Annotated in this window: 9 protein-coding genes and 1 pseudogene; 6 read left to right on the top strand and 4 right to left on the bottom strand. The window is 57.3% G+C overall.

From position 1 onward, the window contains the following. Window positions 1-3 precede the first annotated feature (3 nt). Window positions 4-606 (top strand): hypothetical protein, encoded by a 603-nt coding sequence (locus ABH909_RS24805; protein ID WP_429438152.1) that lies wholly within the window; start codon window positions 4-6, stop codon window positions 604-606. Between the two features lie 1,671 nt (window positions 607-2,277). Here ABH909_RS24805 and ABH909_RS24800 read toward each other — a convergent pair. Further along, window positions 2,278-3,312 (bottom strand): hypothetical protein, encoded by a 1,035-nt coding sequence (locus tag ABH909_RS24800; RefSeq protein WP_429438150.1) that lies wholly within the window; start codon window positions 3,310-3,312, stop codon window positions 2,278-2,280. A 202-nt stretch (window positions 3,313-3,514) separates the two neighbouring features. On the opposite strand from ABH909_RS24800, the pseudogene ABH909_RS24795 reads away from it, so the two are divergent. Then, window positions 3,515-3,759 (top strand): annotated as a pseudogene (locus ABH909_RS24795) (transposase); the annotation flags it as partial. A gap of 34 nt (window positions 3,760-3,793) precedes the next feature. Here ABH909_RS24795 and ABH909_RS24790 read toward each other — a convergent pair. Continuing rightward, window positions 3,794-5,161, bottom strand: coding sequence for a lysozyme inhibitor LprI family protein (locus ABH909_RS24790; RefSeq protein ID WP_429438147.1), 1,368 nt, complete (start codon window positions 5,159-5,161; stop codon window positions 3,794-3,796). A gap of 154 nt (window positions 5,162-5,315) precedes the next feature. Further along, window positions 5,316-11,594 carry a VCBS domain-containing protein gene (locus ABH909_RS24785; RefSeq protein WP_429438145.1) on the bottom strand — a complete coding sequence of 2,093 codons (6,279 nt, stop codon included), beginning with the start codon at window positions 11,592-11,594 and terminating at the stop codon, window positions 5,316-5,318. 509 nt (window positions 11,595-12,103) lie between these two features. Between ABH909_RS24785 and ABH909_RS24780 the strand changes: the two genes are divergently transcribed. Next, the gene (locus tag ABH909_RS24780) at window positions 12,104-12,643 is read left to right on the top strand and encodes a hypothetical protein (RefSeq protein ID WP_429438142.1); all 540 of its coding nucleotides are present in this window, start codon (window positions 12,104-12,106) and stop codon (window positions 12,641-12,643) included. A 13-nt stretch (window positions 12,644-12,656) separates the two neighbouring features. On the opposite strand, the gene ABH909_RS24775 is transcribed toward ABH909_RS24780, so the two are convergent. Continuing rightward, complete coding sequence (locus ABH909_RS24775) at window positions 12,657-16,793, bottom strand: CheR family methyltransferase (protein WP_429438139.1); 4,137 nt, start codon at window positions 16,791-16,793, stop codon at window positions 12,657-12,659. Window positions 16,794-17,177: 384 nt separating this feature from the next. On the opposite strand from ABH909_RS24775, the gene ABH909_RS24770 reads away from it, so the two are divergent. The 3 genes from ABH909_RS24770 to ABH909_RS24760 all read left to right on the top strand — a co-directional run bounded on the left by ABH909_RS24770 (window position 17,178) and on the right by ABH909_RS24760 (window position 21,123). Continuing rightward, window positions 17,178-18,782 carry a response regulator gene (locus ABH909_RS24770; protein ID WP_429438136.1) on the top strand — a complete coding sequence of 535 codons (1,605 nt, stop codon included), beginning with the start codon at window positions 17,178-17,180 and terminating at the stop codon, window positions 18,780-18,782. Then, on the top strand, window positions 18,779-19,471 hold the full coding sequence (locus tag ABH909_RS24765; RefSeq protein WP_429438133.1) for a sensor histidine kinase: 693 nt from the start codon (window positions 18,779-18,781) through the stop codon (window positions 19,469-19,471). Before ABH909_RS24770 ends, ABH909_RS24765 begins: the two co-directional genes overlap by 4 nt. Before the next feature lie 410 nt (window positions 19,472-19,881). Further along, complete coding sequence (locus ABH909_RS24760) at window positions 19,882-21,123, top strand: glutamine synthetase family protein (RefSeq protein ID WP_429440091.1); 1,242 nt, start codon at window positions 19,882-19,884, stop codon at window positions 21,121-21,123. The last annotated feature ends 18 nt before the right edge of the window (window positions 21,124-21,141 follow it).

Here is a 21,141-nt window from a genome sequence, read left to right as displayed (position 1 = left end):
AGTATGGATGATCCATCCTCTTGGAAAACTGCTTCTTTAAGCGAAAGGTGTGACACGATAGAAAGAATACTTGCTAGCTATCGTCGTAGAAAGCTTAAATTTGATAAGGTTACTTATTTGGCTAGATCTGTTGCTGAGGATATTACAGCGATTGAAAAACAAAATATGCAGGCTCTTAACCCATTGAGCCGTGTCCAATTGTCCAGGCGTTGTCATTCGTCAACTTTGTTGCGTTCTAGGGTGTATAGGCCATATTTAGACAGCTGGTTTGGCGCTGAGTTGGATGCGAAGCATGAGCGTGCGGTCGAGAGGAAATTACGTTTTGAGTTGCTAGTGCTGTCGAACAAGTATGATCTGCTAGAGAGAAAATATCTGGAGCTCATGGCGCTCTCAGACTCCGATGAGGCTGCTGATAGTAAAAATTCTAAGGCTCTTTATGAATCTGAGGCAGGTTTTATGATAGTTGATAGTCTCCTAAAACATTTTAGGAGTTTTTATATTGTGGAAAATGGTGCTCTGGTCGAGCCGAGTGCTATGAGACCTGTCATTGTTAATGGCTCATTGTATTCGTCATATTTGAAGTGGCGCTCCAAGCTTATATCTTGAAAAAAGTCGGGCGTGCCATACGTTGGCATAAACACCCGAAAAATTACGACATGCTCGCTATAAGTTAAAATTACATCGAGCTGTCGCTCGGTAAGTTCGTAGAGGCCAAGGCATATTTACCACCATGCCTTCCAGGGTGATGCCGATGCCCGGTCTTAGGCCGCAGACCTTTAATACGCATCATTCTGGTAGCGTCATGCGGAGCGAGCTCTCTCTCACCGCTCGTAGGTTGTCGTATATTTTGCGCTAGCCAAAACTCCGTCACTTCCCAGCCAAGTATGCTTGATTAGCCCGTGCTGCTCCCGGTCGTCCTTGGTGCGCATAGATTTTGCTTCTGCCAAACATGCGTAGTAGCCAATAGGATGGACTCCAACGGTCTGTCACAGCCGTCGGATGGAGCGCTCCGCAGAAACTGATTGATGAAGGCGCACTTCAGCCACGCTCCCTAGCAAGTAAGTGGCGGGTTGTGGGATGTTCCGCTCTTCAGTGACCCGCTTGAGTTCGGCCCGCGCAGCTCAACCTGCTGACCATCGTTTTGCTGCCGCTGTTGCTGAGGCTTGCTGTAGAGGTGATTCAATCTTATAGACTGTACACCCACATTCCCAGACGTTCAGCTACACCGGCAACGAGAGGATTGCGCTCAGTCGCTTGCTTGACCGAGTCGAGCTGAATTTTCGGGTTGTAGCATGACAACTCATGGCACCTCCTAATATGAGTCTCGGAGACCTCAACGAAACCAGAGGCGACTCAAAGGAGCGATGAGCGCTCCTGGGGCACGGAAATTTTTGTCTCACCGCCGCAACGGCGGATGGTAGTTGGCTCATCCTGAAGGGCTAACAGCTTGATTATAGGCTTTTTGATACGAAACTGACTCTCTTTCCAAGCTTGGGGCCAAGGTTTTTCCAAATGCGCACCTAGGTGCATGCTTTAGGTTGTCTTCTTGTTTGCAAAAAACTTTACTATACAGGCGCTTAGCGGCTTGAATGATGGGTCTATCACTAGGGGGGGCCAGATACCAGTTCGAACCTGCCCTGGGACACCATATAATTCAATGCTTACAGCCTGATCCGTCTTTATGGGAAGAAAGCTGTGACAGCATGGTGACAGCAACGAGCTTTGTAAATTGGCCGTTTGCAGTTGTCATCTGGCGTTTTACTGCTCTCAGGCATCGAGCCTTTGAGCAGGTCGCGCTCAGGAATGTGCGAACGCTCATTTCCGCTCTTACAAATTCACTTCGTTGGCTCGACGCTTTTGCGGTCACATGCGGTCACATGCGGTCACATGCGGTCACATGCGGTCACTTGCCGTCTCAAGTGCCTATTTAGGCTCATCCCAGGATAATTCACTGCTCCCCTTGCCCCTTCCGAGCAGCTAAGCCCGCGACTTAGCTGCGTCGCAGTGGACCTTTGTAACACCTATCGGAAGCGTAACATCCTACCAGCCGGGATTGATTAACATTCGTTACATAAATAAAACCTATAGATATCAGTATGATGCGACTTTTTGTAACGCGTGTAACACCCGTAACGTCGATTTTCAGGCTAGCGATGGGGGGCGTTTGAACTGAAAGCTTTGTAGGCCGTAAAAATTGATCTGTGTGAGACGTGTGGTTGAAAGGGGTTCAGATGGGGATACAAACTTTTGAGCCCCGCCTTTTGGCCTTGGCTGAGATCACAGGGATGGAACCTCCAGTTTGAACCTTCGAATGCAATTCAGATGTTTGTCAGCGAGTTGTACGAAGTGAATACCGATGTCCCGGGTCATAGGTGAAAACACGAGAGCAGTCATGTTGTCCTCGCTTTTCCCCTGTGCAATCAGGGCCCCAGCGAAAGCCTCTCCCCCAGGGACTTGATCAATAACATAGTAGAGTGGGTTGTCATCGCTACGTTGATATTGGAGGTGACCCGAAATCGTGACTTGATCTATACGGTGGACACCGTGTCCGGTATCAATATGCACGCTGTCGCTGACGGTATCGAGCGTATGAGTATGTGGCCATGCAGGTCCAGCAGGCACTCCACCATTGGGTACATGATGTGGAATCGGGAAGGTGCGAAAAACGGTGACAGCTGGCTCTAATGGCAAAAGTATCTGTGTCGATCTCAAAAGCAGCTGTTGCTCATACTGACCGAACGTGGCGTATTTGCTGTGTGGATTACTTGATGCATCAAGCAGCGGAGTGTCTGGTTGAATTGGAAATGCCGCTTTCGCTTCTGGTGCAACTACTGCCAGTTGTTGATGCACCCAACAAAGCAGCGTGGAACTCATAGGGAAACATTCTTCAGGAGTGCCATTCATGGTGAGTGCTGGAAATTGCTCTTGAAGAGGTCGCGTCCAAGGTCGGATTTCGTACAGGTTTATCCCGTGGCGTGCAGCCTTTCGTTGGGCTGCTGCGGTGTAGCCTGAGGCCGAAACGATCGCCCGGTGAGTTACCGACGGCATATCAATCAGCTTGATGCAAAGCTGTTCCACATCCGCCACATCAAGCGGCTTCCTTTCGCGCTTCACCTCGTACGCCTTGAAAGCGTGAACTGATCCACCCGGTTCAACAACGGTGACAGTTATATCGACGTCTCGTTCTTTATCAGCAGCAGGGTCGTACACCATGTCGCCGATAGTGACATCAACGGCATCTGGGTCCCATTTAAGGCAGCAAAGACCTACCAAGTATTGGACCAGCATTGGAGTCAGCAGATGTTTGGACATTTGTTGAGGGCACCTATGGCCGAGGACGAATGGGCAACAAGCCAAAGCTGAGAATGATGCATGGCTATATGCTTCGTCCATATGTTGTCTGGCATGGTGAACGAGTGCCTTCGGGTTTTTCCACTTGGTCAGGTGGGCAGCTCCCTCCCAAACCTGCCGGGGCCCCTGGCAGTAGTCGCAAACGTTTGACGAGGGCTGCTTCCGGTCGGCCTGGAAGCAATGGCTGTGTCATGCGCATGAAAGCGAAATACCAGCTCTGATCCAGTTCGCCAAACGGCTAAAGGGTTACTGGCGGGGCATCGTGAACCGGGTTCGCTGGCCGATGCACACCGGTCAGTTGGAAGGAATAAACAATCGAATAAAGGTCATCAAGCGGATGGCGTACGGTTACCGGGATAGCGAATTTTTTTCATGAAGATCAAGAGCGTCTTTCCCGGCAATCCGTGATGAACCTTTTTTTTGGCTGTCTGTAGCGGGTGGACTAAAAATATTCAGCCCCACCTTCGGCCTTGCCAATCGATGTGCTCACTCGTGTGATGTGTCGACGTCCGTTGACCGAATAACTGCGTGTCTGGTCTTCAGATCCCGGTTTGCGCAACGCTAGTAGTGCAAACAGTCCGTCCTTTTCGCCGTAGCTCCCGTACCAATTAATCAGTCTTGCAATGAAGCACTCGTTGTCGATGACCACCGGCATATCGGCGACGGGTTCGACCGCGTAATAACTCGCCCCGAAGCTGTAATAGTCATCACTGCCTTGTACTGAGGAGGGGATGGGGCAGATCGGGGTTTTCTGCTGGCCAGTTTCCAGAGCTTCATTTGCATTCACTTTGATCAAGGCTTTCGCGAGTACCTTTTGCAGGGCAGGCTCCAGTTCGAAAGGGGTGGTGCCGTCCTCCAGATATTGAGTGTGAGGCACTGTCAGTTGGTAGCCGTAACGAACGGTCAGTGTGGGCACTTTGTTATTGATCTTCAGGGGATTGAGAAGAAAGACCTGGTCAACGCCGTAACTACCGTTTCGGTAGGCGAAGTACATTTTTCCGCGAACCTTGATCCAGTTCACGGATTGGTTGGCGCCGCGATCATTGGTATAGAAAAGTGAGCCGGATTCATGGGCTGGCCCCGATGTTGTGCTGATGAACCGATCTTCACTGCGACGGTAGGTTTCTGTGTAACGAAACATCCCGGTGCCGCCGGAATAGGTTTCAACGATGAGATCACGCTGTCCGTCGCCATCCATATCCATCAGCGTGTATGTGGTCTGCCCGGATTCAGCGGCGCCGTCGATGTTGGACGCTTTCAGTGCCTTCCACTCGTCCTCCGTGACGTCTTGGGGAATGGTCTTGGGAAAGAGGGGCTGCTCATCCTCACCCAAGTCGCCAGAGAATGACGTTGCGCCGCTGTCGAACGCCATAGAGTCGAGTGCTCGCTCCAGCGCAAACTCCGGATTGTCTTTGCTCAGGTCCTGGATGCGTTGTTGCAAATCGGCCATCACCTGTTTATCGACGTCGTCGGGTTGATAGGCAGCGGTGTCGACCCATTGCGCGTGCAATGCCTGCAAGCGTTCGCGATAGTGTTGGTCCAGACAGACGACGTTTTCGACGCATTCATTGCGCACTTTCAACCACTGGCGCTGGGATCTCTTCAGTTCAACCTGCGCCTGTGAAGCGGTGTTCATCAGCGTTCGATAGGCCGAACCCATTTGCGTATCCAGTTCATACAACCCTTTGTTCGCGCAAATTGTGTTTTCGACAGCGTTTGCCGCTTTTGTGCAGTCCATTCCGGCCGCCAGTGCGTGCTGGAGAAACAGCAGCGCGCAGGCGGACACGATGTAGCGTCCTTTGATGTACACGATGAAATCCTTTTCCAGGGAGGTGCATATTAAACTACGAGATGCCGTCCAGATGTTCGCATCAACCCTGAGCGAAGGAGTTGAGTAGCCAGATAATGGTTCGACCAGCCCTGAGGCACCACTATCATTAACTACTCAACGCGAGCCCAACACCTCAAGCCGTCAGCGTATGGTCAGCCTCCCCAAACCAGGTACGCACCAGATCGGTACCGCTTGTGCCCGTGTTGGCAAGGACCGCCACATCGGCGAAGTTCGTACCATTGGCTGCCCCATCGGCATCCACCTTCACGGTGATGTCGCTGCCTGATTGCGCCAGTTGGACGAAGTCGGACGCCTGGCTGATACCGCTAACGAAGTTGGCGCTGAGCAGTGCGGAGAGGTCGAGCGCGTCGCCTTCGGCGAAGTTGTAGTCGAGGATGGTGTCCCCGCCTTCCGCCGCGTTGAGGTAGGCGAACATATCGGCTCCTGCGCCGCCGCTGAGCGTGTCCTCCCCACCACGACCTGCGAGGATGTCGTTGCCGTCGCCGCCACTGAGTGTATCTGCCGCCATGCTGCCCACCAGTGTGCCGCTGGATGCGCCGTTGTAACTGACTTGGGTACCGGCCTCGCCGTCGGTGACCTGGAAGTCCTCTACTGTGTAGTGCCCAAGCAGGTTCACCTCGGCCCGGTGCATGCCGTCGTCCACCGTCAGCAGGCCGCCGCTGCCAGAGGCGTTGGCGCTGTAGCTGAGCTGGGTGTTGGCGCCGAAGGCGAGATCGCCGAAGGTCAGCATGTCATCGCTTTCCAGACCGAGGATGCCGACCAAGGAGCCCGCCGCTTCGGCCTGTGCGATCACCAGCGTGCCCGCACCGTCGCCGTGGAAGGCAACGGAGCCGTGGGCGGCGCCGGAAAAGGTCAGGGTCGCGTCGCCGTCGATGGTGGCGCTGCCGTTGCCCATCACGTCGGCCAGCAGGCGCATGTCGCCGCCGTTAGCCCATAAGTGACCGGAGTTTTCGACCGCACTGGCGACCGTCATACCGCCTGCGCCCGTGGATTCCAGCACGCCGCTGTTGGTGATGATGTGGGTGCCGGTGTCGAGCACCAGGCTGTTCAGTCCACTGGCCAGGATCAACCCCGCATTGACCAGCACCAGCTGCCCGGCGCCCAACTGGCCAGCGCCGGAAATGCGGTTGTCGACGTTGGTCAGGACGGTGTCGGCGCTGCCACCGAAAATCACGTTTTGCGCGCTGTCGGATAGCAGTACCTGGCCGCCACCGGTCAAGGTCGCACCGCGGAAAAGAATTTCCAGCTCGGTTTCGCTGCCGATGGAGCCGAGTTCGATGGTGCCGCTGTTATGAATGCTGCCACCGAACGGCATGATCGCACCGTCGGCAATGGTGAGGGTGCCGGTATTGGTCATGACCGGGTCCACATCGAACTGGAAGTTCGCTTCGCTCAAGTCAGTCGCATCGACACCTTTCAGAGTGACCGACTGGCCGGCGCCGATGCTGACCAGCGCATTGCCGTTGGCGTCGTTAGTGATGTTCAAGTCAGCAAAGCTGTTGATGCCCGGGAAGCCGATCAAGTCGATCTTGTCCGCCGTGGCGTCAAAGCTGTAGATCTGGTTGTTGCCGATCGGCTGGGCGAAGATGAAAGTGTCGGCACCCGACGAGCCAGTCAGGTTGTCGTCAGCGGACAAGGCGAAGATTGGTGCGTCGGGGGCATAGACTTCGATGTTGTTGAACACATAAGCGCTACCGTCGCTGCCGTCACTATTGCTCCAGTACATGTTGACATCAAGTACCAACGCTCCCGCGAAGTCGCTTGGGGTTGTCACCGTCAATGCGCCGGGATCGCTGGTCTGCACGGTCCAGGTGCCGTCGCCGTTGTCGGTTCCCGCATTGAATATCCATCCCGAGGGAACACCGCTGATTGAAACCGTTATCGGGCCGCTGATATCGCTCGACGGAGTAGCGAGGGCTAGATTGATAGGTTCGCCGGCAACGCCTGCCGGAAGGTTTGCACTGCTCCCGGCAGCGCCAGTATTACCCGCCAGATCGGCGTAGCTGTTCGCTGTAACGTCGACTTTTACGCTACCGATCAGCGTTCTGGTCAGCGTCGCCGTGTAGGTATCGCCGTCTACCTGCGTGAAGTTACTCCAGGTTCCGCGAGGGGTTGGCCCCGATGCGCTTACCGTGACGTCCGAAAGGTTGAAACCGCTTACTGCCTCACTGAACTGGAAAGTGACTGTCGACACTGAGCCGATCGCATTCCCTAACGCGGTCCCCGTCACTACCACCGTCGGTGCCATGATATCAACCGGAGTCTCAACTACGTTCTGCACATTCACCGTAATTGTCTGCGTGTCGGTTCCGCCATTACCGTCCGCCACCTGAACGTCCACAACATAGGCATTGTCACCGTCAGCACCACCGACATCCTGGGCACTCTCGTAATCCGGCGCCGAATTGAACGTCAGCACCCCGCTTGAACTGATCGAGAACTTGCTGAAGTCCGTCCCGGCCGTATTCAGGATCGAGTAGCTCAAGGTTTGTGCCGGCAGATCAGCATCGGTCGCCGTTACTGTCGTGACCGCCGTGGTGTTCTCCGCCACGTTGACCGAAGCCGTCGCACCACCGCTGTTGGAGGTGATTATTGGCGAGTCGTTGCTGCCATTGATGGTCACCGTCACCGCAGTCGCGGTGCCGTCGGCACTGAGTACCGTGAAGGTGTCGTTCAGGTTGTCGCCGACATTAAGTGCGTCGAAGGCCGAGTTGGCGGTATAGCTCCAGTTACCTGCGGCATCGATGGCGAAGGTTCCGTTGGCGCCGGCGGTACCGGATTGGGCCTGGAAGATTTCCGGGCTGTCGACATCGCTGATGGTGAGAGTGCCAGTCGTGGTCAGCGGGGCATTGGTTTCGGTCAGCGTGACGCTGGCTGAGGACAGCACGGCGGCATCGTTGGTGCCGAGGATATGCACGGTGACCGAAGTGAGGGTGCCATCGGCACTGCTCACTGAGAAAGTGTCGGTGTAGGTGGTGCCGGCGACGAACTCGTTGTGGGCGCTATTGGCGACATAACTCCAGGCACCATTAGTGCCGATGGAGAACTGGCCGTAACTGCCGGCGGTGTTGGGTTGGGCGACGAAGGTCGCGGCGCTGTCGATGTCGCTGATGGTCAAGGTGCCGTTGGTGGTCAGTGGGGCATTGGTTTCGGTCAGATTGGCGATGTCGGCGGACAACACGGCGGCATCGTTGGTGCCGAGGATATGGACGGTGACCGAAGTGAGGGTGCCATCGGCACTGCTCACTGAGAAAGTGTCGGTGTAGGTGGTGCCGGCGACGAACTCGTTGTGGGCGCTATTGGCGACATAACTCCAGGCACCATTAGTGCCGATGGAGAATTGGCCATAGCTGCCGGCGGTGTTGGATTGGGCGACGAAGGTCGCGGCGCTGTCGACATCGCTGATGGTCAGCGTGCCGTTGGTGGTCAGTGGGGCATTGGTCTCGGTCAGGTTGGCGATGTCGGCGGACAACACGGCGGCATCGTTGGTGCCGAGGATATGCACGGTGACCGAAGTGAGGGTGCCGTCGGCACTACTGACTGAGAAAGTGTCGGTGTAGGTGGTGCCGGCGACGAACTCGTTGTGGGCGCTATTGGCGACATAGCTCCAGGCACCATTGGTGCCGATGGAGAATTGGCCATAGCTGCCGGCGGTGTTGGATTGGGCGACGAAGGTCGCGGCGCTGTCGACATCGCTGATGGTCAGCGTGCCGTTGGTGGTCAGTGGGGCATTGGTTTCGGTCAGATTGGCGATGTCGGCGGACAACACGGCGGCATCGTTAGTACCGGTGACAGTAACGGTCACCAGCTGAGTGTCCACGCCGCCAAGGCCATCGCTTACCTGCACGGTGAACACTTCATTATGACTTTCGCCAGCCCCCAGCGATTGCACCGCGCTGGCAATGCCATCGATGCCATTGGCGAGGGTGTAAGTCCATTTGCCAGTGCTATCCACCGCGATCGAACCATAGGTGCCGGTATTCGTACCCGCGATGCTCCAGGTGGCCGTAGCAGCATGATCGATGTCGGTCGAGCTGAACTGGCCACTCACGCTGAGCGTGGTGTCTTCCTTTACCGCGCCGGCATCGTTGCCCGTCACGAAACTGAGTACCGGGGCGTCGTTGCTACCGGTAACAGTGACGGTCACCAGCTGAGTATCGACACCGCCGAGGCCATCGCTGACCTGCACGGTGAACACTTCATTGTGACTCTCGCCGGCCTTCAACGATTGCACGGCACTGGCGACACCGTCGGTGCCATTGGCCAGGGTGTACGTCCACTGGCCAGTGCTGTCGACGGCGATCGAGCCGTAGCTGCCGGTATTGCTACCGACAATGCTCCAGCTGGTCGTGGCGTCGTGATCGATGTCGGCCGAACTGAACTGGCCACTCACGCTGAGCGTGGTGTCTTCCTTTACCGCGCCGGCATCGTTACCCGTCACGAAGCTGAGTACGGGCGCATCGTTAGTGCCGCTGACGGTAACGGTCACCAGCTGAGTATCGATGCCGCCGAGGCCATCGCTGACCTGCACGGTGAACACTTCATTGTGACTCTCGCCGGCCTTCAACGATTGCACGGCACTGGCGACACCGTCGGTGCCATTGGCCAGGGTGTACGTCCACTGGCCGGTGCTGTCGACGGCGATCGAGCCGTAGCTGCCGGTATTGCTACCGACAATGCTCCAACTGGTCGTGGCATCGTGATCGATGTCGGACGAGCTGAACTGGCCACTCACGCTGAGCGTGGTGTCTTCCTTTACCGCGCCGGCATCATTGCCGGTCACGAAGCTGAGCACGGGCGCATCGTTAGTGCCGGTGATACTGATGGTGACGGTCTGCGTCGCCGAGACAGCGTTAGCCGCGTCGCTGTCGTCGGTGGCGACCACCGCGTACGAGAAGGTGATGGTTTCATCCGCACCGAGGAAGTCGAGGTTCTGATTGCTGCTGTAGTCCCAGCTGTTCTGGTCGACCGAAAAACCAGCCACCAGTGCCGAGGCCACACCGACATTGAGCGCGCCGCCGCTCCAGGCGATGTCGCCATTGGCGGTCTGCGACACGATCACCGTGTCGGTACTGTCCAGATCGGCAAAGCTCAGTGCGCCGCTGTCGCTCAGGGTGGCCGTGCCGTTGCCTTCGTTCATCGTGCCGGTGGTGTCGGTAATCGTCAGCGTCGGCTGGTCGTTGGTGCCGGTAATCGTGATGGTGACGGTCTGCACCGCGCCGTCACCAATCGCCACGTTGTAGGTTTGGGTGACGATCTGGCCTTCGCCGAGGAACTGCAGCGCGGCGTTGTTTACCGCGAAGTTCCAGCCCAGCGAACCGCTGCCCGTGCCGGTGCTGTCGCTTAGGGGATCGGTGGTGAAATTGCCCAGATAGCCGGAAGCACCCGGTGTGACGCTGACGCTATGGATGTCGATCAGGTCGACGTCGGTGAAGGTGATGTTGCCGCTGGCTGCGTAGTCGCCGCTGTCTTCTCCGGCATCGCCGGCCTGCACGCCACTGGTGATCTGCACCTGGTCGTTGGTGCCGGCGATGGTGATCGTCACATTCTGCGTGGTCGACGAACCATGCCCGTCACTGATGGTGACCACATAGGTTTCAGTCACTGTCTGTCCCTGGGCCAGGGATTGGGCAGCCGCATTGTTCAGGGTGTAAGTCCAGTTAACCGTGCCGTCGGCAGCGTTGGCGGCTTCAGTTACCGATGCAAGGGTGAAGTTGCCCAGCGCGGTGGCATTGCCTGCCGCAGGGACGAAAGAGGCGGTATGCGTGTCGCTCAGATCTACGTCGCTAAACGCAATCACCCCCGTCGCGCTCAGCGAGTCGGTCGGGCTCGATGTCGTGGTCGCATCTTCGGTTACCGTGCCCGCCTGAACGCCGATGCTCATAGTCACACTGTCATTCATGCCAGCGAACTGCACCTGCGCAGTGGCCCAACTGAGCGTGCCGTTGCCGAGACGAATCGCATAGGTAAAGGTGTCCGTCAGGGTTCCTCCACCCGCCAGCGACTGAAGTTGTGCCTTGAAAGCCGTCGACAACGTTGCGGCGTCGTAGCCGACTTTGCCATCCGAGGTAATCCAGATCTTTGCCCCATTGAAACTGGTGTCAGTACTCGTCGCCTCAATTCTGCCGGTGTCCTGTATCAGGAGGTCGGCCGGCGCATACACCTTGGTGGCCGTCGAAAGGCTGGTCGCATCATCGAGTGACCACAGTGTCGTTGCGCTGCCGCCGAGGTCATTGGACATGACGTTCAGGTACACGACCCCCAGCAAGTCTTCAGTGATGGCAGTGGTGCTCGTGCCAATCACACCGGTCGTGAAAATGTCATCCTGCGCCTGCGGAGTGTTGGAAAGCGAAGTAACGGTGCCGCCGCTGGTCGTTGTGGTGGTAGTCATGTCTGTCTCCCGAGAGGGCGGTTTTTTATTTTTGGAGTTGCCAGGAATTGCTGACAGGACGAAATCCTGTCCTTGCACCGTTCAGATTGTTCAGGACGTGTTTTGAGAGAGCACCGACTCAGGGATACGGCCTTTCCTGATATCAGTTTGATGTGTGTTTAGTTGTGGGGGCAGGCTTTGTAAAGGTGTTAACCGCAGCTAACAGTACGATGTGCCAATATTCCGACAGGCGGGTATTTCGGTGTCAATATTATGTCGATTTGTTTTTGGCGAAGAGGCCATGGGCACTCAATAGTGACTTGGCCCGAATGAGCTGAAACCCCCGTGGGGCTTGGGCCGGCTGCGTCATATGGTGTTGAGCTACGGATTAAATATCTGTGCTCACCTGTTAGAAAACCTCCGCCAGCGCCTGTGCTCTGGCGATTTTATTACGCTCGAACCAGCCGACGACCTACATGGAAAGTCAGTCATTGCTGTGCCTTACTGCTCATTCCACAAGGAGCCAAGCCATGCGACACAGAGGCGCGCAGTTCTGGTTATGGACCGACAATCGGTTATCTCTGCACATCCATGAAGAAGTGCTCAGCGATGGGGTGCAAGTGGAGGTTCGTGCGCGGGTGAATCCCGAAGGTGTCACCCAAGTGTTCATCGGTATTTACGATGACCATGGGATCATGCTGTGCGAGGAGTTTCACGACAGGGATCGCGATGAGTCTTACTGCGCGGCGTTGAAATGGGGCGCTCAGCGCGCTAGGGATATTATGGCGGACGCGCAAGGGTTCGTCGCACCGCATCGGGTGCAATTGACGCTAAGCCCGGTCATCACCGATGAGTCGGTGCTGGCGCTGCGGCGCATGGAAATGAGCGAGCGTGAGCGTTTCAAGGTCAGTTGCGAAGACGCCTGGTCGGAATACCTGGCCGCCAAAGCGGCCATGTTGAACCTCATGCGCGCGCCTAAAGTCGATCCAAAGATCTGGGCAGACCACAAGGAGCGTCTGAGACAGGCGATTGACCGGCGCGTCTGTGTGCAACGCAGCTATTTACGCTGAGTGATCAAGGCCCTCAGGGCTGGGATTGCCGTAGATTTTCGATGGTTGCGATCAGGTCATCGTAGGACACCGGTTTTCCAATGTGCTGGTCAAAACCCGATTGGCGGGCCTTCTGAATATCGCTGCTGGCGCCATAGCCGGTCAAGGCGATGGCGGGCACATCCTTGGCAAGCGGCAACTGACGCAATGCATTCATCAGCTCATGACCGTTCATGACCGGCATGCCCAGGTCCGAAATGATCAGGTCGAAACGAGTGCTCTTCGCTGCGTCCAGAGCGGCCACCGGACGATCGAAAGCTATGACTTCCGCGTCTTCCATTTCCAGCAGCATTTTCAGGGTTTCCAGTACCTCGGCAGAGTCGTCGACCAGCAGAATCGTCAAGCCGCTCAGTTTTCCTGACACATCGTCGATTTGAGCCTCGGTTTGGGTTTTGCCTTTGGTGCTGGCCAGTGGCAAGTAGACACTGAAGGTACAGCCTTCCCCGACCCCCGGCGAACTCACCTCTACCGTACCCCGTTGGGCCTCGGTCAATTGGCGGACCAGTGATAAACCGATGCCCAGCCCCTCGCGTTGGTGGTTGGCGTGCTGGGTTTCTGCCTGGCCAAACAGGTCGAATACGTGTTCGAGGTGCTCAGGGGCGATACCAATGCCATCATCCTTGACGTCCAGGCGCGCCATATTTCCGGCCTGCCGGGCGATCAGTTGCACGTGGCCGTTGGGTGGGGTGAATTTCAGTGCGTTGTTCACCAGATTCCAGATGATCTGCTCCAGGCGCGTCGGATCGGCGCAGACCATCAACGGCTCCGACGGTATTTGCAACTCGACGGTGGTGCTGTGCCGATCATTGAGCACGACCGTGTGGATATCGCGCAGCACAGTGGCCAGGTCCACGGCCTCCGGTTTCAGCTTGAGCTTGCCGGTACGGACGCGGGCGACGTCCAGCAGGTCATCGATGATCCGTGACTGGCTGCTGACGGCATCGCAGATGGTGCTGACGGCTTTGGCGGCCGGTGCAACAGACTTGGTTACCGGCAAGCGCCGCAGCAGTTCGGCATTGAGCTGGATCAGGTTCAGTGGATGCTTGAGTTCGTGGGACATGACCGCGAAGAACTCATCCTTGAGGTAATTGGTGTTCAGTGTCTCGGCCAGTTGTTGGCTCTGTTCCTCATGCTGGCGTTTGTGGCCGGTCAGGTCACGGGCGATTTTCACGTAACCTCGCAGGTTGTCACCGCTGAGCAGGGTTACCTCGCCGCTGCAATAGAAACGGCTGCCGTCCTTGCGCAGGTGCCAGCGTTCATCTTCGGAACGACCATGGGTACGTGCTCCTTGCAGCTCGGTTTCGGGCACGCCGGAGGCGCGGTCTTCGGCCGAAAAGATGAAGTCGTAGTAAGCGCCTTCGGCTTCGGCCTTGCTGTAGCCGAAGATCAGCTCGGCGCCTTTGTTCCAGCTGGTGATCACGCCTTGCTCATCGAGGGTAATGATCGCGTAGTCGCGGGTGCTTTCGGCCACCAGGCGCATGCGCTCTTCGCCCAGGCGCAGTTCTTCTTCGGCCGCGCGGCGTTTGGTGATGTCGATGAAGGTCAATACCGTGCCGTCGATATGGTCTTCGCTGGAGCGGTAGGGCAGCAGGCGCGCGATGTACCAGCGCTTGTCGGTGCTGCTGACTTCGCGCTCGATCATGTTCAATGATTCGAACACTTGGGCGGCATCACTGGCCAGCTCGTCGTAGTACAGGCGATGAGTAATGTCGAGCAGTGAACGGCCGGTATCCATCGGCAACATGCTGAAAATGTCGGTGGCGCGCGGGGTGAACCATTTGATCCGCATGCTGCGGTCGACAAAGACCGTGGCAATGTCGGTGGAGGCGATCAGGTTGGTCAGGTAGTCGTTGATCTTGTCGGTTTCTTCGACTTTGGTTTTCAGCTCGTAGTTGACCGTCAGCAACTCTTCGTTGATCGATTGCAGCTCTTCCTTGCTGGTTTCCAGCTCTTCGGTGGCCGAGCGCAATTCTTCGTTGATCGCCTGCATTTCTTCGTTGGAGGCTTTCAGTTCTTCACTGGAAATTTCCGATTGCTCAATGGTGTCCTGCAAGTGCAGCTTGGTGCGTTGCAGTTCACGCTCCAGGTTGGACAGTACCTGGCTCTCGGTTTGCAGCAGGGTCGTGGTCGTCACCTGCGAAGGGTCGACTTCGACTTCCTCGAAAATCACCAGGACGAACTCGCCGTCCGATTCTTCATCCTTGTAAGGCTGCGCCTCCAGGCTGACCTTGTAACGCCGATCTTCGCGCTTGATCGGCACCTCGCGGGATTTGACGGCCAGGCCACTTTGCTGGACCTGGAACAGCGTGGTGCGGATCTCCAGGCGCAGCTCCGGAAGGATCAGCGTCAGCAAGTTGCGTGACAGCTCACCGCCCACATGCCGCAGGAAGCGCCCGGCACTTTCGCTCATGTGCAAGATATCCGCGTTGGCATCGACAATCATGCTCGGCGGGGCGGCGCGCTCGAGGGCGCGCTGGTGGATGTCGGCGAAGGACAGCTTGCGCGGTGCTGCATTTTGCGGTGTCTGCCGGGAAACGTTGCTGCGCACATAACCACCGCGCGGCACGGTCGGCATGCGTCGGCTATTGGCGGTGCCGGTCTTGGCGCGGAAGATCCGGTTGCGTTTGTCTACGGGCGTGAACAGCTCATGGCAAGCGTCCGCGCTTTCGGAAGACCCCAGAAACAGGAAGCCGCCGGGCCGCAATGCAAAGTGGAACATCTGCAGAATTTCGCGTTGCACGCTGCGATCCAGATAGATCAGCAGGTTACGGCAAACGATAAGGTCGATTTGCGAAAAGGGTGGGTCGGACAACAGGCTGTGCTTGGCGAACAGCACTTTCTCGCGGATTTCCTTGCGAATCCGATAGTGGTCATCTTCCTTGATGAAGTAATGCCGCAGCCGTGTTGGCGGCACATCCGTGATAATCGCTTGCGGGTACAGGCCGGCCCGGCCGAAGCTGATGGCGCGCTCGTCGATGTCGGTGGCGAAAACTTGCAGCGAGGCCTTGCTGGACTCCAGTTGCAGCTGATCGCTGACCAGCATCGCCAGGCTGTAGGCTTCTTCGCCGGTGGAGCAGCCAGCTGACCACACTCGAATTTCTTCTTTCTCAGGCTGCGCCGAGACCGCGGCGCTGACCAGTTGCGGCACGATATCGCGCTCCAGCGCTTCGAAGGCTTCGCGATCGCGGAAGAAGTTGGTCACGCCGATCAGCATGTCCCCCAGCAGCGCCTTGGTTTCTTCGGGATTGCTTTGCAGGTAGCGGTAGTAAGCCACCAGGTCTGGTTGGGCCGTGACCTGCATCCGGCGCTCGATCCGGCGCAATACCGTCGCGCGTTTATAGTGCTTGAAATCATGACCAGTGCCAGTGCGCAACTGGATCAGCACGTCATGCAGCATTTGTTCGGCGAGCGCTGCATCACGCTCGGACACCGAGGCGATGGTTTGCAGTTCCGGGTCGTTGGCGATTGGCAAGCTGATTTCCTGGGAGTTATGCCATAGATCCAGCAATTTTTGCGGCATTTCGACCACTGGCAATACGAGATCGACCATGCCGGTCTCGATGGCTGCGCGTGGCATACCGTCAAATTCGGCGTCTTCCGGCACCTGGGCCATGGTGATGCCGCCGTGTTCCTTGATACGTGACAAGCCGACCGCGCCATCGGAACCGCTGCCGGAGAGCACCAGGCAAAAGGCGCGTTCCTTATGGACTTCGGCCAGGTCACGAAAAAACAGATCGATGGAGGCGTGGCGTCCCAACTGCGGATCGTTTTCGCTGACCTCAAGGTTGCCGTCATTCATAGTCAGCCGCTGCGCGGGTGAGATGACGTACACCCGGTTTTTTTCGATTGGCACAGTTTCGGTGACCTGCAGGACCGGCATCCGGGTCGATTCCTGAATGATCTTGTCTGCGATGCTCTGGTGGTCGGGCGACAGATGAAGAATGATCACAAACGCCATGCCATTATCATTAGGCATGTTCTCGAAGAACAATTTAATGGCTTGCAGCCCGCCCGCCGACGCGCCAATGCCCACCACCGGAAAGTCCAGGGTGCTGGGGCTCAGGGCCTTTTGCTCAGAAGCGGTGGCCGAGTGCTTGGGGTTGGTGGTCATTTCTTCTGCCTTTGCTGGCGATGTAAAGCGCACTGAGTTCAAGCGGATATAAAAACGCGCTTCATAAAATCAGAATAATCCCGTTTTTCAATAAGGCCTTCAATTATTTAGCGCGCATTTGTAGGGTTATATAAGTTTTTGACCACCAAACGTACGATTGCATTCCCGTCGCTTCAAGGGAACGCGACTACTGGCCGATAACCCGATCGGGCGTGTGAGTTTCGTCGCTGACGGCCGGCAAGTGTAATCACGCAATTGTGCGAAATCGCTTGATAGCCTATGGCCTCTCGCTATCATCTGCGCGCCCGAAAAACGGCTGCGACGCTGAGTTCACCCGAGTCACTGCCTTTAGGTTGTTCTTCTTAAATTGCCTGGAAATCTTCGATGCTGTCGTATCACCAAAAAAGCTTCCTGATCGTCGATGATTTCTCGGATTTCCGCAGTTCCGTCAGGTCCATGCTGCGGGAGCTGGGCGTCAAGGACGTGGACACCGCCGACACCGGTGAGCAGGCGCTGCGTATGTGCTCGCAGAAATCCTACGATTTCATCCTGCAGGATTTCCACCTGGGCGACGGCAAGAAGAACGGTCAGCAGGTACTCGAAGACCTGATGATCGAGAAACTGATCAGCCATGAAAGCGTGTTTGTCATGGTCACTGCCGAAACCAGCCAGGCCATGGTGCTCAGCGCACTGGAGCACGAGCCTGATGCTTACCTGACCAAGCCGTTCAACCGTTCCGGCCTGGCCCAGCGCCTGGAACGGCTGGAGCAGCGCAAGACGTTGCTCAAACCAATCCTGCAAGCCCTTGATCGGGGCAAACCGGTTGAAGTGCTCAATGCCTGTATCGCCCTGTGCAAACAGGACATTCGGTATTCGCCGCTGTGCCTGCGTTACCGCGCCGATGCGTTGCGCGATTTGAACCAGAACGAAGCGCTGGAGCGGCTGTACGACAGCATCATCGCTGATCGGCCTTTGCCTTGGGCGTTTGCCGGGTTGGGCCAGTTGCTGTTCAAGCGCGGCCAGGTCAGCCAGGCCAAAGGCATTTATGAGAAGGCTCTGAAAGTTTTCCCGATGATGCCGGCTCTCTACGACGGCATGGCCGATGTGCTGGTCGCCGAAGGCGACACCAAGAGCGCGCAGAGAGTTCTGGAAGAGGCTATTCGCCTGTCGCCGCTGGCGGTGCGCCGGCAAGCGTTGCTGGGCAAGCTGGCAATGGCCAACGAGGATTTCGATACCGCTTCCAAAGCCTATCGCCAGGCGGTGGCCCAAGGGGCGCAGTCACGTTTCAAGGATGCGGAAAGCAACCTCGGCCTGGCCCATGCCTTGATCAGCAAGGGCAGTGAGAAAGGCCTGGACACCCGGACCCGCCTCGAAATCAATACCACGCTGAGTGCGGTGGCGAAGGAGAACCCTTCCGACCCCGGCCTGCAGATTCGTGCGCGCCTGATGAAAGCCACCAGTCTGCTGCTCAACGATGCCGAAACCGCCGAGAAGCTCACCGAGCAGGCGATGATGCGCCTCGATGGCATGGAGCAGTTCATGAGCGCCGACGCGGCGCTGCTGGTGGCCAAGCAGCTGCAAATGTTGGGGCAGGCGAGTGCCGGCGCTTCGATGCTGAAAAACTGTGCGGAAATCTACGGCGACGATCCGACCGTGATGAAAGGCATCGCCAAACTGACCGACGACCCGACCATCCTCAACTCCGGTAACGCGGCCGCCGACCTTAACCGTCAGGGCGTGCGGGTGTACAAGACCGGCAACCTGGTGGAAGCCCGGGATGTATTCCGCAAAGCCCTGGCGTTGCAGCCGAAGAACATCAGTATTGCCCTGAACATGGCGCAGTCGCTGTTGCATGGCACTGACACCAGCGTGCCGTCGGCCGAACTGGAAGAATGCCGGGCCTGCCTGAAAACCGTCGGCCTGATGCCCGATACCGACGCGCGTTATCCGCGCTACCAAAAACTGAAAATCAAGGCGTTCGGCGAATGATCGACAGCGAACCGTCACTCGACTTTTCCACGGTGATTGCCTCCACCGTGCATGACATGAAGAACTCCCTGGCCATGCTGATGCAGGCGCACAGCCAATGGCTGGCGCGCTTGCCCGATCCCGAGCAACACACCCCGGAGCAGGGCGTGATCGACTTCGAGTTCGCCCACCTCAATGGCATGCTGGTGCAATTGCTGGGGCTGTACAAACTCGGCGTCAACCAGATGCCGTTGCAGCCGGCCTACCATGAGCTGGATGATTTCATCGAGGCGCAACTCGCGGCTCATCAGGAAGTATTTGCCAGCCGCGGCATTATCGCGAGCTATGAAGTGGATCCGTTGAGCCCGCTGGGTTTCTTCGACCGGGAATTGATTGCCTCGGTACTCGCCAACTGCATCAACAATGCCATGCGTTACGCCCGCCATGCCTTGTTGATCAGCGTCAGCGATGAAGCCGGGCAATTGGTGCTGACCATCAACGACGATGGCGAGGGTTATCCGCCCGAGATGATCGAGCGTCAGGCCGATTACGTGCAGGGCATCAACCACAGCAGTGGCAGCACCGGCCTTGGCCTGTACTTTGCCGGACGGATTGCCGCCTTGCATCAGCGCAACGGCGTGGGCGGACGCACAGAAATCAGCAATGGCGGCCCGTTGGGCGGTGGCGTGTTCAGCCTCTATCTCCCCTGAACAACACTCCCCCGTAGGAGCTGCCGAAGGCTGCGATCTTTTGATCTTGCCTTTAAAAAGCAAAGTCAAAAGATCGCAGCCTTCGGCAGCTCCTACAGGGACGGTGTTGTCAGGCAAGAAACGGTGTTGTTCAGGCCAGGGACGGTGTTGTCAGGGCGTGATTACGGGGACCATGCTGTTCAGGCCAGGAACGCAGCCTTCTGCGGTTCCTCCACCTTTTTGTTTGACGCTGCTTGATATTCCGAACAGCCGAAGCCTATTTTGTACGGGTCGCCGTTCGCGGCTCGTACAACAACAAGGATTGCGTCATGACAACCGATGGCCATCGTTCACTCGCGCAGCGATTGACGGGCATTGATGAGATTGAATGTGTCACGCCGGACCTGAACGGCGTACCCCGCGGCAAGGTGATGACCGCCGATGGATTTCTTGAAGGGCGGCGTCTGCAGATGGCGCGAGGCGTGCTGCTGCAATGCATCATGGGCGGTTATCCGCCGGCGCGTTTTTATGGCAGCGATGATGGCGACCTGGCGCTGGTGCCTGATCCCGCGCAGATCCACCGCTTGCCGTGGAGCTCGCAGCCTCGGGCGCTGGCCATTTGCGATGCGCACGAGCTGACTGGCGAGAGCTCGCCATTGTCGACCCGCGGTCAACTCAAGGCAGTGATCGCTCGATATGCCGCCCTCGGTCTGGCACCGGTGGTGGCGACCGAGCTGGAGTTCTTCGTCTTCGCGCCCAACCCTGACCCGACGCAACCCTTCCAGCCACCCCTGGGCCTGGACGGTCGTCGCGAGGACGGTCATTCGGCGTTCAGCGTCAGCTCCAATAACGGCTTGCGGCCGTTCTTCAATGAAGTCTATGAATGCATGGCGGCGTTGGGCTTGCCACGCGATACCTTCATGCACGAGATGGGTGTCAGCCAGTTCGAGATCAACCTGCTGCACGGCGATCCGCTACTGTTGGCCGACCAGACCTTGCTGTTCAAGCATCTGCTCAAGGAAGTGGCGCTCAAGCATGGCCTGACCGTGGTCTGCATGGCCAAGCCGTTGGCGCATACGCCGGGCAGTTCGATGCATATTCACCAGAGCATCGTTGAGATCGGCACCGGGCGTAATGTGTTCAGCGACAAGGCCGGCGAGCCGACCGCGATCTTCCGTCATTTCATCGGTGGCCTGCAGGCCGGTCTGGCGGATTTCACTGCGCTGTTTGCGCCGAACGTGAACTCTTATCAGCGCCTGTGCCATCCTTTCGCATCGCCAAATAATGCCTGCTGGTCCCACGACAATCGCGCGGCCGGGCTGCGCATTCCGGCCAGTTCACCGGTCGCCCGTCGGGTCGAAAACCGCTTGCCGGGGGCTGATGCCAATCCGTATCTGGCGATCGCCGCGAGCCTGGCCGCGGGGTTGTACGGTATCGAGAACAAACTGGAGCCGAGCGAGCCGATCCAGGGTGAGTTCGTTGTGCCGGATAATCTTTCGTTGCCGTGTACCTTGCATGCCGCTCTTGAACGTCTGAAACGTAGCCAATTGGCGAAGGAACTGTTCGGCAAGGAGTTCATCGAAGGCTACATCGCTTCGAAGACCATGGAGTTGACCAGCTTCTTCGATGAAATTACTCCCTGGGAACGGCGTGTTCTAGCAGCCCAGGCCTGACGACCCGTCGCCGTCGGG

This window comes from Pseudomonas sp. BS3782 TE3695 (assembly GCF_050435305.1).
In the GTDB taxonomy this organism is placed as follows: domain Bacteria; phylum Pseudomonadota; class Gammaproteobacteria; order Pseudomonadales; family Pseudomonadaceae; genus Aquipseudomonas.
Note: the sequence above shows the minus strand (reverse complement) of the source record. Positions and strands in the feature narration are given on the sequence as shown.

What these genes read in the sequence shown, in the direction of transcription:
- ABH909_RS24800 (WP_429438150.1), bottom strand. Translation starts at nt 3,312, where the DNA reads ATGTCCAAACATCTGCTGACTCCAATGCTGGTCCAATACTTGGTAGGT.
- ABH909_RS24765 (WP_429438133.1), top strand. Translation starts at nt 18,779, where the DNA reads ATGATCGACAGCGAACCGTCACTCGACTTTTCCACGGTGATTGCCTCC.
- ABH909_RS24775 (WP_429438139.1), bottom strand. Translation starts at nt 16,793, where the DNA reads ATGACCACCAACCCCAAGCACTCGGCCACCGCTTCTGAGCAAAAGGCC.
- ABH909_RS24770 (WP_429438136.1), top strand. Translation starts at nt 17,178, where the DNA reads ATGCTGTCGTATCACCAAAAAAGCTTCCTGATCGTCGATGATTTCTCG.
- ABH909_RS24760 (WP_429440091.1), top strand. Translation starts at nt 19,882, where the DNA reads ATGACCGCCGATGGATTTCTTGAAGGGCGGCGTCTGCAGATGGCGCGA.
- ABH909_RS24780 (WP_429438142.1), top strand. Translation starts at nt 12,104, where the DNA reads ATGCGACACAGAGGCGCGCAGTTCTGGTTATGGACCGACAATCGGTTA.
- ABH909_RS24805 (WP_429438152.1), top strand. Translation starts at nt 4, where the DNA reads ATGGATGATCCATCCTCTTGGAAAACTGCTTCTTTAAGCGAAAGGTGT.
- ABH909_RS24785 (WP_429438145.1), bottom strand. Translation starts at nt 11,594, where the DNA reads ATGACTACCACCACAACGACCAGCGGCGGCACCGTTACTTCGCTTTCC.